General features: G+C 73.9%; 12 protein-coding genes. 8 read left to right on the top strand and 4 right to left on the bottom strand.

The window, feature by feature from the left end; all coding sequences use genetic code 11:
* Nucleotides 1-4: 4 nt before the first annotated feature.
* Both AES38_RS00780 and AES38_RS00775 read right to left on the bottom strand, forming a co-directional pair.
* On the bottom strand, nt 5-835 hold the full coding sequence (locus AES38_RS00780) for an oxidoreductase (RefSeq protein WP_053773367.1): 831 nt from the start codon (nt 833-835) through the stop codon (nt 5-7).
* Between the two features lie 231 nt (nt 836-1066).
* The gene (locus AES38_RS00775) at nt 1067-1306 is read right to left on the bottom strand and encodes a hypothetical protein (RefSeq protein WP_053773366.1); all 240 of its coding nucleotides are present in this window, start codon (nt 1304-1306) and stop codon (nt 1067-1069) included.
* A 319-nt stretch (nt 1307-1625) separates the two neighbouring features.
* Between AES38_RS00775 and AES38_RS00770 the strand changes: the two genes are divergently transcribed.
* Nucleotides 1626-3614 (top strand): APC family permease, encoded by a 1989-nt coding sequence (locus tag AES38_RS00770; protein WP_053773365.1) that lies wholly within the window; start codon nt 1626-1628, stop codon nt 3612-3614.
* Nucleotides 3615-3629: 15 nt separating this feature from the next.
* Here the strand turns inward: AES38_RS00770 and AES38_RS16520 are convergent, their stop codons facing one another.
* Nucleotides 3630-4190: a helix-turn-helix transcriptional regulator gene (locus AES38_RS16520; protein ID WP_371259387.1), complete on the bottom strand. Its 561-nt coding sequence runs from the start codon at nt 4188-4190 to the stop codon at nt 3630-3632.
* Nucleotides 4163-4609, bottom strand: a complete 447-nt coding sequence (locus AES38_RS16515; protein WP_371259386.1) for a helix-turn-helix transcriptional regulator — start codon at nt 4607-4609, stop codon at nt 4163-4165. The genes AES38_RS16520 and AES38_RS16515 overlap by 28 nt, the downstream gene beginning before the upstream one ends.
* Before the next feature lie 106 nt (nt 4610-4715).
* On the opposite strand from AES38_RS16515, the gene AES38_RS00760 reads away from it, so the two are divergent.
* The 7 genes from AES38_RS00760 (at nt 4716) to AES38_RS00730 (ending at nt 13283) form a co-directional block, all read left to right on the top strand.
* Nucleotides 4716-5183 carry a VOC family protein gene (locus tag AES38_RS00760; RefSeq protein WP_053773364.1) on the top strand — a complete coding sequence of 156 codons (468 nt, stop codon included), beginning with the start codon at nt 4716-4718 and terminating at the stop codon, nt 5181-5183.
* 122 nt (nt 5184-5305) lie between these two features.
* Nucleotides 5306-6952: an ABC transporter substrate-binding protein gene (locus tag AES38_RS00755; protein ID WP_174775873.1), complete on the top strand. Its 1647-nt coding sequence runs from the start codon at nt 5306-5308 to the stop codon at nt 6950-6952.
* The gene (locus AES38_RS00750) at nt 6949-7965 is read left to right on the top strand and encodes an ABC transporter permease (RefSeq protein ID WP_053773363.1); all 1017 of its coding nucleotides are present in this window, start codon (nt 6949-6951) and stop codon (nt 7963-7965) included. Before AES38_RS00755 ends, AES38_RS00750 begins: the two co-directional genes overlap by 4 nt.
* Nucleotides 7962-8855 (top strand): ABC transporter permease, encoded by an 894-nt coding sequence (locus AES38_RS00745; RefSeq protein ID WP_053773362.1) that lies wholly within the window; start codon nt 7962-7964, stop codon nt 8853-8855. Before AES38_RS00750 ends, AES38_RS00745 begins: the two co-directional genes overlap by 4 nt.
* Nucleotides 8855-10588, top strand: coding sequence for a dipeptide ABC transporter ATP-binding protein (locus AES38_RS00740; protein WP_157883490.1), 1734 nt, complete (start codon nt 8855-8857; stop codon nt 10586-10588). The genes AES38_RS00745 and AES38_RS00740 overlap by 1 nt, the downstream gene beginning before the upstream one ends.
* Nucleotides 10585-12627, top strand: coding sequence for a CocE/NonD family hydrolase (locus AES38_RS00735; protein WP_053773360.1), 2043 nt, complete (start codon nt 10585-10587; stop codon nt 12625-12627). Before AES38_RS00740 ends, AES38_RS00735 begins: the two co-directional genes overlap by 4 nt.
* Entirely contained in the window at nt 12624-13283 is a 660-nt protein-coding gene (locus AES38_RS00730; RefSeq protein ID WP_053773359.1) for a TetR/AcrR family transcriptional regulator, read from the top strand. Before AES38_RS00735 ends, AES38_RS00730 begins: the two co-directional genes overlap by 4 nt.
* The last annotated feature ends 71 nt before the right edge of the window (nt 13284-13354 follow it).

Here is a 13354-nt window from a genome sequence, read left to right as displayed (position 1 = left end):
CGGATCAGCTCGCGTCGTAGGCCGTCGACCGGCTGCGCTCGGCCCACGCGTCGACGTCGGCGCGCAGGTCGTCGAGCGCGCCCGTGACGATCTCGACCGCGTCGCCGCCGAGCAGCAGGTAATAGGGAGCGCCCTGCTCGACCGCGTCCACGAGCAGCTTCGCGCCGCGGGCCGGGTCGCCCGGCTGCGTGCCGTCGGTGGTGTCGTTCTCCTTGCGGCGCTTGCCGGCGGTCTCGGCGTAGTCGTCGATCACGGTGGCCGACTGCGTGAGCGAGCGGCCGGAGAAGTCGGTGCGGAAGGATCCGGGCGCCACGACCGTCGCGACGATCCCGAGCGGCTCGAGCTCGGTGCGCAGCGCCATGGTCATCTGCTCGACGGCGGCCTTCACGGCGCCGTAGTAGCCGGATCCGGCACCGGTGCGCGCGGCCCCGATGGACGAGAGGTTCACGATCGTGCCGCTGCGGCGCTGGCGCATGCCGGGCAGCACGGCCTTGATCATGCGGACGCTGCCGTGGAAGTGGGTGTCGAACAGGCGCGCGACGTCCACGTCGTCGCCCTCCTCCACGGCCGCGCGGTAGCCGTAGCCCGCGTTGTTGACGAGCACGTCGACGCCGCCGAAGCGGGCGGTCGCCTCGTCGACCGCGATCGCGACCTGCGCGGGATCCGTCACGTCGAGGTCGAGCGCGAGGGCGTGGTCGGGGTAGCGGTCGGCGAGGTCCTGCACGGCCGCGCCGTCGCGCGCCGTGACGACGACGTCGTTCCCGCGCGCCAGCGCCTCCTCGGCGAACGCGCGCCCGAGCCCCGTGGAGCATCCCGTGATCAGCCAGGTCGTCATGCGCGTTCCTCTTCCTCGTGGATGCGGTGGGCGCGGCCGTGCGGCGCGCCCGGTTCCGAGGCTAGGCGCATCGGCGGACCGTGGTCGGGCCGAGCGGCGCGCACGCCCGCCGCATGACGCACGACGCCCGCCCCGGCCGCACCGCGCGAGCGGACGGCCGGGACGGGCGGCGGGAGGACCAGGTCGGCCCTCCCGAGGGCGCGACCTGCTGGATCCGGTTCGACCGGGTGCTCAGCCCCGATGATGCCCGGTGTGCGAGGAGCCGGGCGCGCTCGGCGACGCGCCGTACCCCTCCGCCGGCTGGTGCGGGTTGTGTCCCATGGCGCTGACGCTGACGGGGGCCGTGGCGGATGCGGAGGCCGACACGATGCCCACGCCGACCGCGGCGGAGAGCACGATCGCGGCGGCGGCCGCGGATCCCGCTCGGCCGAGACGACGCGAGGACCGGTTCGAGGGCGTGGTGGATGACATGGTGATGGGGCTCCGTTCTCGGGTGGAGCACGAGACTACGGAGCCCGCGGATCCCCCGGCGGCGCACGTCCACAGCGAGCGGCCGACCGGACGCGGTGGCCACGGGGCCATCCGCGGACCACCCGCCCCCATGACCGCACCCTCCACGCCCACCCGCCTCCCGTCCGGAAGTGGCACGATGGGCCGACATGTTGCCGGGCCCGACCGTCGCATCCGCGAGACGGGGTCCCGGCGCCGCCTCAGGAGGATCACCCGTGCACTGCCCGGATCACGGTCAGATGACGTCCCCGCTCCGCCGCACCGCCTCGGCGGCCCGCGCGTGAGCGCCCCGAAGCTGCTGCGCGCGCCCGAGCAGCGGCGCGCCCGCGACGGGATCACCGCCTGGCTCCTCGACGGCCTGCCCGGCGCGTCCGGCGCCCACCCCGGCCCGCACGCCGAGACGGTCGAGAAGACGCACTCGTGGTGGCGGGTCATGTGCCTCACGGGCGTCGACTACTTCTCCACGCTCGGCTACCAGCCGGCCATCGCGGCGGTCGCCGCGGGTCTGCTGTCGCCGCTCGCGACGCTCGTCCTCATCCTCCTGACGCTGCTCGGCGCCCTGCCCGTCTACCGGCGGGTGGCGCGCGAGAGCCCCCGCGGCGAGGGATCCATCGCGATGCTCGAGCGGCTCCTCCCCTGGTGGGGCGGCAAGCTCTTCGTGCTCGTGCTGCTGGGGTTCGCGGCGACGGACTTCCTCATCACCATCACGCTGTCGGCGGCGGACGCGACCGCGCACGCCGTCGAGAACCCGTTCGCGCCGGACTGGTTCCAGGGCAACGAGGTGCTGCTGACCCTCGTGCTGCTGGCCGCGCTCGCGTTCGTGTTCCTCCGCGGGTTCAAGGAGGCGATCTCCATCGCGGTCGTCCTCGTGGGCGTGTTCCTCACCCTCAACGCGATCGTGGTCGTCGTCTCCCTCTTCCACGTCGCCGGGAACCTGCAGGTCATCGACGACTGGTGGCTCGCGCTCACGGCGCAGCACGGCAACCCGCTCGTGATGGTGGGCATCGCGCTCATCGTCTTCCCGAAGCTCGCGCTCGGCCTCTCCGGCTTCGAGACCGGCGTCGCGGTCATGCCGCAGGTGCGCGGCGAGGACGACGCCGACGGGGTGCCGCGCGCGCGGATCCACGGCACGAAGCGGCTGCTCGCGACCGCGGCGCTCATCATGAGCGCGTTCCTCATCACGTCGAGCTTCGTGACGACCCTGCTGATCCCGCAGGCCGAGTTCCAGGAGGGCGGCAAGGCCAGCGGCCGCGCGCTCGCGTACCTCGCGCACCAGTTCCTCGGCGACGGCTTCGGCACGCTCTACGACATCAGCACGATCTGCATCCTCTGGTTCGCGGGCGCCTCCGCGATGGCCGGACTCCTCAACATCGTGCCGCGCTACCTGCCGCGCTACGGCATGGCGCCGCACTGGGCCGCGGCCGTGCGCCCGCTCGTGCTGGTGTTCACGGCCATCGCGGTGATCGTGACGCTCGTGTTCCAGGCCGACGTCGACCAGCAGGCGGGCGCCTACGCGACCGGCGTGCTGGTGCTCATCACCTCGGCGTCGGTCGCGGTGACCCTGTCGGCGAGGAAGGCGGGGCAGCGCAAGCGCACCATCGGCTTCGCGGCGATCGCGACGGTCTTCGCGTACACGACCGTGGTGAACGTGATCGAGCGGCCGGACGGCGTGCGGATCGCGGCGCTGTTCATCCTCGGGATCCTCGCGGTCTCGATCGTCAGCCGCGTGCAGCGCTCCTTCCAGCTCCGCGCGACCTCGCTCACGATGGACGAGCAGGCGCGGGCCTTCGTGATCGAGGACGCGGAGGACTACGGCGCGGTGAGCATCATCGCCCACGAGCCGGACGAGCCCGACGAGGCGCTGACCGAGGCCGAGCAGGTCGCGGAGTACCGCCGGAAGGCGAGCGACGAGCGGCGCGACAGCGGGATCCCGGCGCGCGCGCCCGTGATCTTCCTCGAGGTGACCCCGGGCGACTCGTCGGAGTTCGAGGAGGACCTCGTGGTGCGCGGCATCGTGCGCTGCGGGTTCCGCGTGCTCCAGGTCACGAGCGGCAACGTCCCCAACACGATCGCCGCGGTGCTCCTCGCGGTGCGCGACCTCACGGGCGTGAAGCCCGGCGTCTACTTCGAGTGGACGGAGGGATCCCCCGTCGGCAACCTCCTCCGCTTCCTCGTGACGGGCACGGGCGAGGTCGCCCCCGTCACGCGCGAGGTGCTGCGGCGCGCCGAGCCGGTGCGGTCCAGGCGGCCGGACGTGCACGTGAGCTGAGGCCCGACGCTCCGGTCAGGTGCGCGGCGGCTGCTGCGCGGCGCCGAGGCGCGCGGCCAGCGCGGCGGCCGCCTCGCGCAGTTCCTCCGGCCCGATGACGGAGAACGGGGCGTCGAAGCGGGCCACGGCAGCGAGGACCCCGGTCCACGACCACGAGCCGATGGTGATCCGCGTCGACGTCGCCGTCACCTCCTCCATCTCGCCGTCGCCGATCCACGGCGCCACCTCCCGGGCCGGCAGATCGAGGAGCACCTCGCCCGTGCAGGGCCAGCGGTCCTCCGACGCGGATCCCTTCGCCCGGGCCGCGAGGAACGTCCGCGCGTCCGCGGCGGGCAGCTCCCGCGGCGCGAACCGCGGGCCCGTCGGCGTGCGCGGCTGCATGCGGTCGAGCCGGTAGGTGCGCCAGTCGTCGCGATCCAGATCCCATGCCACGAGGTACCACCGCGCGCGCCGGGCCACGATCGCGTGCGGCTCCACGCGGCGAGGCGGCGCCTCCTCCTCGCCGACGCGGTCGAAGCGCAGCGTCAGCCGGTCGCGGACCGCGGCGCTCACCGCCTCCAGCACCGCCGGATCCACGCGGGGCTCGGCGCCCGGCCCGACGCCGGCCCCGCCTCCGCGCCCGTGAAGCGGATGCCGTCGATCCGGTGCCGGAGTCGCGACGGCATGACCTGCCGCACGGTCGCGAGGGCGCGCGCCGCGGCCTCGTCGACGTCGACGCCCACCGCGGGCGCCGCCTGGAGCGCGACCGCGATCGCGACGGCCTGCTCGTCGTCGAACAGCAGCGGCGGCAGCTCCGCCCCGGCGGCCAGCCGGTAGCCGCCGTCGGGCCCCTTCACCGAGCGGATCTCGTACCCCAGCTCGCGGAGCCGCTCGACGTCGCGGCGCACGGTGCGCGGGGTGACCTCGAGGCGCTCGGCGAGGATCCGCCCCGGCCAGTCGCGCCGGGTCTGCAGCAGCGACAGGAGGGACAGCATCCGCGACGAGCTCCCGATCATGGATCCAGTCTCCCCGGAGTAGAGGACCGCGGCTGTCCGCCACTGCAGGGAGAGTGCTCCTCAGCGGCCCGGATCCGGGCCGCACCACCCAGCACGAGGAGCCACCGTGAGCATCATGACCACCACCCACCTCAACTTCCGCGGCACCGCGCGCCAGGCGCTCGAGTTCTACCGCGGCGTCTTCGGCGGCGGCGTCACCGTCGCCGCGTACTCCGACCTCGGCATGCCTGCCGGCGCTCCCGGCGCGGACAAGGTCGTCTTCGGCCAGCTCGAGACCGCCGACGGGTTCCGGCTCATGGCCTACGACGTGCCCGGGCACGACGACGCCGACGGCAACGCGATCGCCGGCACGACGACCCGCGAGCAGGGCGCGACGATCACCGACCGCACCTTCTTCCAGTCGCTGCGGGGCGGGACGCTGGACGAGATCGAGGGCCTGTGGCGCGGGCTCGCCGAGGGCGCGACCGTGATCGAGCCGCTCGCCGCGTCCGCCTGGTCGGCCGGCTTCGGGATGCTCACCGACCGGTTCGGCGTGACCTGGGTCATCGACGTGCAGGCGCCCACCGCCGGCTGATCCCGCGGCCGTCCACGTGCGGATCGGGCCCGGCGGCAGCGAGCCGGGCCCGATCCGCATTCGCCACGGGCCCGCATCTCCCCTATCGTTCACCTGAACGATAACGAGGAGGGCCCGTCCCGATGCCATCGATCGTCACCACCGGATCCACGCTCGCCGGCGCGAGCGCGCGCACCCTGCGCATCGCCGACCGCCCCGACCTCCCGGGCACGCCCAGCCGCCGCGCCGTCCTCGCCGGCACCGCCGGGATCGCGGGCCTCGGCCTGCTCGCCCTCACCGGCTGCGCCACCGGCGCCCGCAGCACCACCATCCCGGAGGCCGCCGCGACCGGCACGCCCGTGCCCGGCGGCCGCCTCCGCGTCGCGCGCCCGGCCGCGTCCGCCGCCGAGACCCTCGACGCCGCCAGCTCGCTCTCCGCGTACGAGTACCTCGGCGCCCTCTACAACCGGCTCGTCAAGCTCGACGAGAAGGGCGAGACGATCCCGGACCTCGCCGAGGAGTGGTCGGCGAGCGCCGACGGCACCACCTGGACCTTCCGGCTCCGTCGCGACGTGCGGTTCCACGACGGCACGCGGTTCACGGCGGCTGACGCCATCGCCTCCATCCAGCACATCCTGGATCCCGCGACGGCCTCCCCGCAGGGCGGCGTGCTGGGCGACATGCTCGACGCGGGCAGCATGTCGGCGCCGGATCCGCACACCCTCGTCTTCCGGCTGAAGACCCCCAACGCCGAGTTCCCGTCGCTGCTCACGGCGTACCAGTGCTACATCGTGCCGGCCGACGCCATCGCGACGATCGGCCGCACGGGCATCGGCACGGGGCCGTTCCGCCTCTCGTCGTTCCAGCCCGCGGGATCCGGCAGCGTCGAGGCCTTCGAGGACCACTTCGCCGGGCGCCCGGTGCTCGACGGCATCGACTTCTCCTCCGTCCAGGACACGACGGCCCGGGTGAACGCCCTGCTCGCCGGCCAGATCGACCTCATCTCGCAGACCAACCTCGACTTCGCGACCGCGCGGGTCGTCTCCGCGTCGAGCCGCGCCACGGTCGCCCGGGTGGTGGACGCGCAGTGGTACACGATCCCGATGCTCGCCACGAGCGCCGAGTTCCAGGACCCGCTCGTGCGCCAGGCCATGAAGCTCGCCTACGACCCGGAGCAGATCGTCGCGACCGCGCTGCAGGGCACGGGCACCGCCGGCTGGGACAACCCCGTGCCGCCGTCGCTCGCCGCGTTCGTCGACGTCGACCGCGCGTACGACCCCGACCAGGCGAAGGCGCTGCTCCGGAAGGCGGGCGTGCCGGGGCTGCGGACGACGATCCACACCTCCTCCTACGAGTCGGTGTTCACGCCCATGGCGGTCGCGTACCGCGACCAGGTGAAGGCCGCGGGCATCGACCTCACGGTGAAGAACAGCTCGTCCGACTCCTACTACACGGAGATCTGGATGAAGCAGCCGCTCATGGTCAGCTACTGGTTCACCGGCCGGCCCATCGACCAGATGCTCAACCAGATCTTCCGCACCGGCTCCTCCTACAACGAGAGCGCGTGGTCGAACCCGACCTTCGACGCGCTCCTCGACGACGCCCGCGCCACCATGGACGACGACCGGCGGCGGATGCTCTACCAGGACGCCCAGCGGATCGTGGTGGAGGACAGCGCCGACATGACGCCCATGTTCGGCGACCGGCTCGTCGGCATCTCCCGCGACGTCGTGAACTACCGCGAGCACGGCTTCGAGTTCGACCACCTCGCGATCGGATTCCGCCGATGAACGTCACCTGGCACGTCCTCCGCCGCCTCGGCACCGCGCTCCTCACCATCGTGCTCGCGTCGCTGTTCGTGTTCCTCGCGATCCAGCTGCTGCCCGGCGACGTGGCGCAGCAGCTCCTCGGCCAGGACGCCACCCCCGAGGCCGTCGCCGCGCTCCGCGAGTCGCTCGGGCTCGACCGGAACGTGTGGCTCCGCTACGGCGACTGGCTGCTGGGCGCCGCGCACGGCGACTTCGGCACCTCGCTCGTGGGCGGGGATCCGGTCGCGCCGACCCTCCTCGTCGCCTTCCGCAACAGCATGCTCATCGCGGTGCCGGCGATGCTCGTCGGCGTGACGCTGTCGCTCGTGCTCGGCGTGATCGCGGGCGTGCGCCGGGGCCGCGCGAGCGACTCGGTGATCAGCATCGTGAGCCTCGTCGTGATGAGCGTCCCCGAGTTCATGGTCGCCACGGTGCTCGTGCTGCTCTTCGCCATCACGATCCCGGTGTTCCCGGCCGTGGTGCTCCGCGGCAGCGACGCCACGGTCGCCGAGCTGCTGCCCTCGGTGGCGCTGCCGGTGATCGTGCTGACGCTGGCCATGGCCGCGTACATCGTGCGCACCATGCGCTCGGCGACCATCGACGTGATGGCCTCCGAGTTCGTCACCACGGCCGAGCTCAAGGGCCTCACCACCCGCCAGGTGGTGTGGCGGCACGCGGTGCCGAGCGCGCTGCTGCCGACGCTCAACGTGGTCGCGCTCAACGTGGCGTGGCTCCTCGGCGGCGTCGTCGTGGTCGAGAACGTCTTCAACTACCCCGGCATGGGCAAGCTCATGCTCGAGTCCGTCTTCACGCGCGACCTGCCGACGATCCAGGCCATCGCGCTCCTGAGCGCCGCCGTGTACGTGGTCTGCAACCTGGCGGCCGACCTCGTGGCCCTCGCGCTGGATCCGCGGCTCCGCACCAGGCAGGGCCGCACGCGCACCCGGACCGCCCGCACCGCACGACCCGCCACCCGACGGAAGGCCCGCGCATGACCGCGACGCCCCTGCCCATCCGCCCGACCGGACGACCCGCCGGCCGCCTGCGCGGGCTGACGGCCTCGCTCCGCGGGTCGACGGCGCTGACCGTGGGGCTCGCCCTCATCGCGATCCACGTCGTGCTCGCGGTGCTCGCGCCGTGGATCGCCGGGCACGACCCCGTGGCGACCGACTCGGCCGACGTCCTCTCCGGCACGACGTGGACCCACTGGCTCGGCACCGACCAGTACGGCCGCGACGTGCTCTCCCGCACCCTCAACGGCGGCCGGTACGCGCTCGTCGTCACCTTCCTCGCGACCACCATCGCGGTCGCGGTCGGCACGGTCGTCGGCTGCGTCACGGCGTACGCCGAGGGCTGGCTCGACGAGGTCGTGATGCGCGTCGTCGACGCGCTGCTGAGCATCCCGTCGGTCCTCGCGCTGCTCGTGGTGGTGACCGTGTTCGGATCCGGCCTCTGGGTGATCGTGCTCGCGGTGACCGTCGTGTACGCGCCCGCCGTGACGCGCGTGGTGCGCGGCGCGGCCCGGACCGTGATCACGCAGGACTACGTCACGGCCGCCAGGGCCCGCGGGGAGCGGCCGCTGAGCATCGTGTTCCGCGAGATCCTGCCGAACGTGCTCGACGTCGTGCTCGTGGAGTACGCGATGCGGGCCTCGTGGATCGTGCTGCTCATCTCGACGCTCTCGTTCCTCGGCTTCGGCGCGAACCCGCCGACGCCCGACTGGGGGCTGATGGTGCAGGAGAACCGCACCGCCCTCACGGTCGTGCCGCTCGGCACGCTCGCCCCGATCGTGGCGCTCGCGACCCTCGTGGTCGGCCTGAACCTCAGCGGGGACGGGCTCAGCAAGTCGCTCGGCGTCGACCGCGCGCAGAGGGGGATGGCGTGATGGCCGGCGGCTTCGTGGACACCCTCACCGGCCAGATGCGGCTCGGCACCGTCGTGCGCGTGGCCGACCTCGCCATCTCGTACGCGGCGGGCGACGCCGACGTGCCCGTCGTGCGCGGCGTCAGCTTCGAGATCCGCGCCGGGCGCGCGCTCGGGCTCGTGGGCGAGTCGGGCAGCGGGAAGTCCACGGTGGCCCGGACGCTCCTCGCGCACCTCCGCCGCGGATCCCGCATCGTGGGCGGATCGGTCGAGGTCGCCGGCGACGACGTGTTCGCCCTCTCCCCCGCCGCGACGCGCGAGCTGCGCGGCGGCACGGCCGCGGTCGTCGCGCAGAACGCCGGCCAGGCGCTCACGCCCTCGATGCGCGTGGGCCGCCAGCTCCGCGAGGCCCTCGAGAGCCACGGCCTGCCGAGCGACGACGAGCGGGTGCTCGAGCTGCTCCGGCTCGTGCGGCTCCCGGATCCCGTCACCATCGTGCGGCGGTACCCGCACCAGCTCTCCGGCGGGCAGCAGCAGCGCATCGCGATCGCCATGGCCTTCGCCGCCCGCCCCCGGGTGCTCGTGCTCGACGAGCCGACGACGGCGCTCGACGTGGTGACGCAGGCGGCGGTGCTCACCCTGATCCGGGACCTCGCCCGCGAGCTCGGCATGGCGGTGCTCCTCGTCAGCCACGACCTCGGCGTCGTCTCGACGATGGTCGACGAGATCGCCGTGATGCGCGACGGCGTCATCGTGGAGCAGCGGCCGACGGCGGAGCTGTTCGCGGCGCCCAAGCACCCGTACACGCGCGAGCTGCTGGCGGCGATCCCCGGCGGATCGCGCTCCGGCACCGCCCCGGACGCCCCGGCCGACGCGGTGACCCCGATGGTCGTCGCCGACGGCCTCGTCGTCCGGTACGCGCGCCACCTGCCCGCCGCGGTCGCGGACGTGTCCTTCACCATCGCGCCGCGCGAGACGCTCGCGGTGGTCGGCGAGTCCGGCAGCGGCAAGACGACGCTCGCGACCGCCCTGGCCGGCCTCGTGCCCACCGAGTCGGGCACCTTCCGCTTCCAGGGCGACGGCGTCTCGGGCGACCTGACCTCCGCGGTCGCCGGCCGCTCGCCCGCGCTCCGGCGCGCGGTGCAGCTCGTGTTCCAGAACGCGGACACCTCGCTCAACCCGCGCCGCACCGTGGGCGCCGCGATCGCCCGGCCGCTGAAGCTCTTCACGGGACGCGCGACCCCGGAGCGCGTGGGCGAGATCCTCACCGAGGTGGGCCTCTCGCCGGACTTCGCCCGCCGGCTCCCGAGCCAGCTCTCCGGCGGCCAGCGGCAGCGCGTCGGGATCGCCCGCGCGTTGGCGGCCGAGCCGCAGCTCGTGATCGCCGACGAGATCACGACCGCGCTCGACGTGCGCGTGCAGGCGGAGATCCTCGAGCTGCTCGCCGCCCTGCAGCGCGACAAGGGCCTCAGCTGCCTCTTCATCAGCCACGATCTCGCGGTGGTGCGCGGCGTGGCCGACCGCGTGGCCGTGATGACCGGCGGGCGCATCGTGGAGATCGGCCCGACCGAGCGCGTGTTCGCCGGGCCGAACCACCCCTACACGCGGCAGCTGCTCGCGGCGACCCTCGAGCCGGGCGCCACCGAGCTGCCCGACGTGGAGGGCGTGACGGCCACGTGGCGCGACGCCGCGGGTGGAGGGTGGAGGGAGCTCGGCGACGGGCACCGCATCCGGGACTGGGAGGACGCACGATGACCGACGCCGCACGAGGCACGACCGAGGGCGACGCCGCCGTGACGACGCGCGACGTCTGGATCCCGATGCCCGACGGGATCCGCCTGCACGCCCGCATCTGGGCCCCGGCGACCGACGCCCCCGTCCCCGCGCTCCTCGAGTACCTCCCCTACCGGCTCGACGACTGGACCGCCCCGCGCGACAGCGAGCGCCACCCCTGGTACGCGGCGCACGGCTACTCGTCGATCCGCGTCGACATCCGCGGCACCGGATCCTCCGACGGCCTGTTCGTCGACGAGTACTCCGCGCAGGAGCTCGACGACGGGGTCGCGGTGATCGAGTGGATCGCGGCGCAGGAGTGGTGCACGGGCGCCGTCGGGATCTTCGGGATCTCGTGGGGCGGCTTCAACGGCCTGCAGCTCGCGGCCCGTGCGCCCGAGGCCCTGAAGGCCGTGGTCACGGTGTGCTCCACCGACGACCGGTACGACGACGACGTGCACTACATGGGCGGCGCCGTGCTCGGCATCGACATGGCCGCGTGGGGCGCGACCATGTTCGCGTTCAACTCCCGCCCGCCGCGTCCCGAGGTCGTGGGCGAGGGCTGGGTGGAGCGCTGGCGCGAGCGCCTCGAGGCCGACCGGCCCATGACGCCGACATGGCTCGCGCACCAGGAGCGCGACGACTACTGGCGGCACGGCAGCGTGTGCGAGGACTACTCCGCCATCGACGCGGCGGTGCTCGCGGTCGGCGGCTGGGCGGATCCGTACCGCGACGCCGTCCTGCGCCTGGTCGAGAACCTGCCCGGCCCCGCGAAGGGCATCGTCGGCCCGTGGTCGCACCAGTACCCGGACCGCGGCCTGGCCCCCGGCCCGTCGATCGGCTTCCTCCAGGAGACCCTCCGCTGGTGGGACCGCTGGCTGAAGGGCGTCGACACGGGCGTGGAGGCCGATCCCGCGCTCCGCGCCTTCATCAGCGACTCCGAGCCGCCCGCCACGAGCTACCCCGAGCGCACCGGGCGCTGGGTCGCCGCCGCGTCGTGGCCGCCGCCCGCGTCCGTCGCCGCCCGACCCGCGCTGCCGCTGACCGTGTTCCACGGGCCGGACGCCGCGGGCGACGCCGTCGTGGTCCGCTCGCCGCAGCGCACCGGGCTCGACGCCGGCCGCTTCTTCCCCTTCGGCAACGCCACCGACCTGCCGCCGGACCAGCGTGCCGAGGACGGCCTCTCGGTCTGCTTCGACCTGCTGCTCGAGGAGCGGCTGGACGTGCTCGGCAACGTGCTCGTCGACCTCGCCGTCACGAGCGACCTGCCCGACGCGAACCTCGTGGTGCGGCTCTGCGACGTGGGGCCCGACGGCGCGTCCACCCTCGTGACGCGCGGCGCCCTGAACCTCAACAAGCGGCTGCACCGCGCCCGGATCGACCCGATGGTCCCCGGCGAGGAGGAGACCGTGCGCGTGGCGCTCGTCGCCACGGGCCACTCCTTCCCGGCCGGGCACCGGCTGCGGATCGCGGTGTCGTCGGCGTACTGGCCGTGGATCTGGCCACACGCCCGCGAGGCGACCCTCCGGGTCACGCCCTCCCGCAGCCTCGTGACCCTGCCCGTCTGGACGCGCGACGAGGACGACGGCGTGCGCTTCGAGGAGGCCGTGCGGTCGACGCCGCTCGCGATCGAGCGCATCCCCGACGACTCCGGCCTGCCCGAGCGCAGCGTCACCCACGACGTGGCCACCGGCGAGTGGACGCTCGACGTCGACCCCGGCTACGGCGGATCCCGGATCTACCCCGACGGGCTCGTCTTCACCGAGTCGAGCCGCGAGACGTACCGGATCACCGAGGGCGACCCCACGTCGGCCGTCGCGGAGTCGCGCTGGGCCATCGGGCTCGAGCAGCCCGGCTGGCGCGCGCGCCTCGAGACGACCTCGCGCGTGACGGCCGACGCGGACGCCTACCGCGTCGTCAACACGCTGAGGGCGTGGGCGCGCGACGGCGGCCCGGACGCCCCCGAGGTGCTCGTCGCCGACCGCGTCTTCGACGACCTCGTGCCGCGGACCTCCGCGTGAGCGCGGGCACGACGGCCGGCACGACCGTGCCCGCCGGCCGCCGCGGCGGCAAGCGCGAGAAGCCCGAGGTGCGGCGCGCGATGATCGTCGAGGCCGCGCGCGCGGTGATCCTCCGCAAGGGCCTCACCGCCACCGGCCTCCGCGACATCGCGGCCGAGGGCGACGTGTCGGTCGGCACGGTGACGTACCACTTCGCGAGCGTGGCCGAGATCCTCGACGAGGTCGTCGTGCTCGAGACCGACCGCTTCTACGCGTCGATCGTGGAGGAGGTGGACGCCGACCCGGACCCTGTGCACGGCATCCGCCTGCTGGTGGAGCCGCTCTTCACGGGCACCGACGAGGCCGAGGCGCACTGGCGGCTCTGGTCGGACTACTGGACCGCCGTCGGCCGCAAGCCCGCGATCAGCGCCGACCGCCTCGAGCGGATCCGCGTGTGGGAGGCGTGCCTCGTCCGCACGATCCGCCGCGGTGTCGAGGGCGGCGTCTTCCGCGCGGTGGACGCGTCCGAGGTCGCGCTGAAGCTCGCCGCGTACAGCGACGGGATCGCGACCCAGCTCTCCCAGAAGGTGCCGGGCCTCGACCGCACGCGCGCGCTCGCGTGGATCTGGACCTTCCTCGACGCCGAGCTCGCCGACGGGGAGCCGCTCTTCCGCTGACCGGCGGCGTGCGATCGGACCGGCACGCGGGCATGATGAGCGAGGCGACGCAGCCCACCGGGCTCGCGGGA

Origin of the sequence: Clavibacter capsici, assembly GCF_001280205.1 — a bacterium.
GTDB classification, from domain to species: Bacteria; Actinomycetota; Actinomycetes; order Actinomycetales; family Microbacteriaceae; genus Clavibacter; species Clavibacter capsici.
This window is presented reverse-complemented; position numbering and strand designations above follow the sequence as displayed.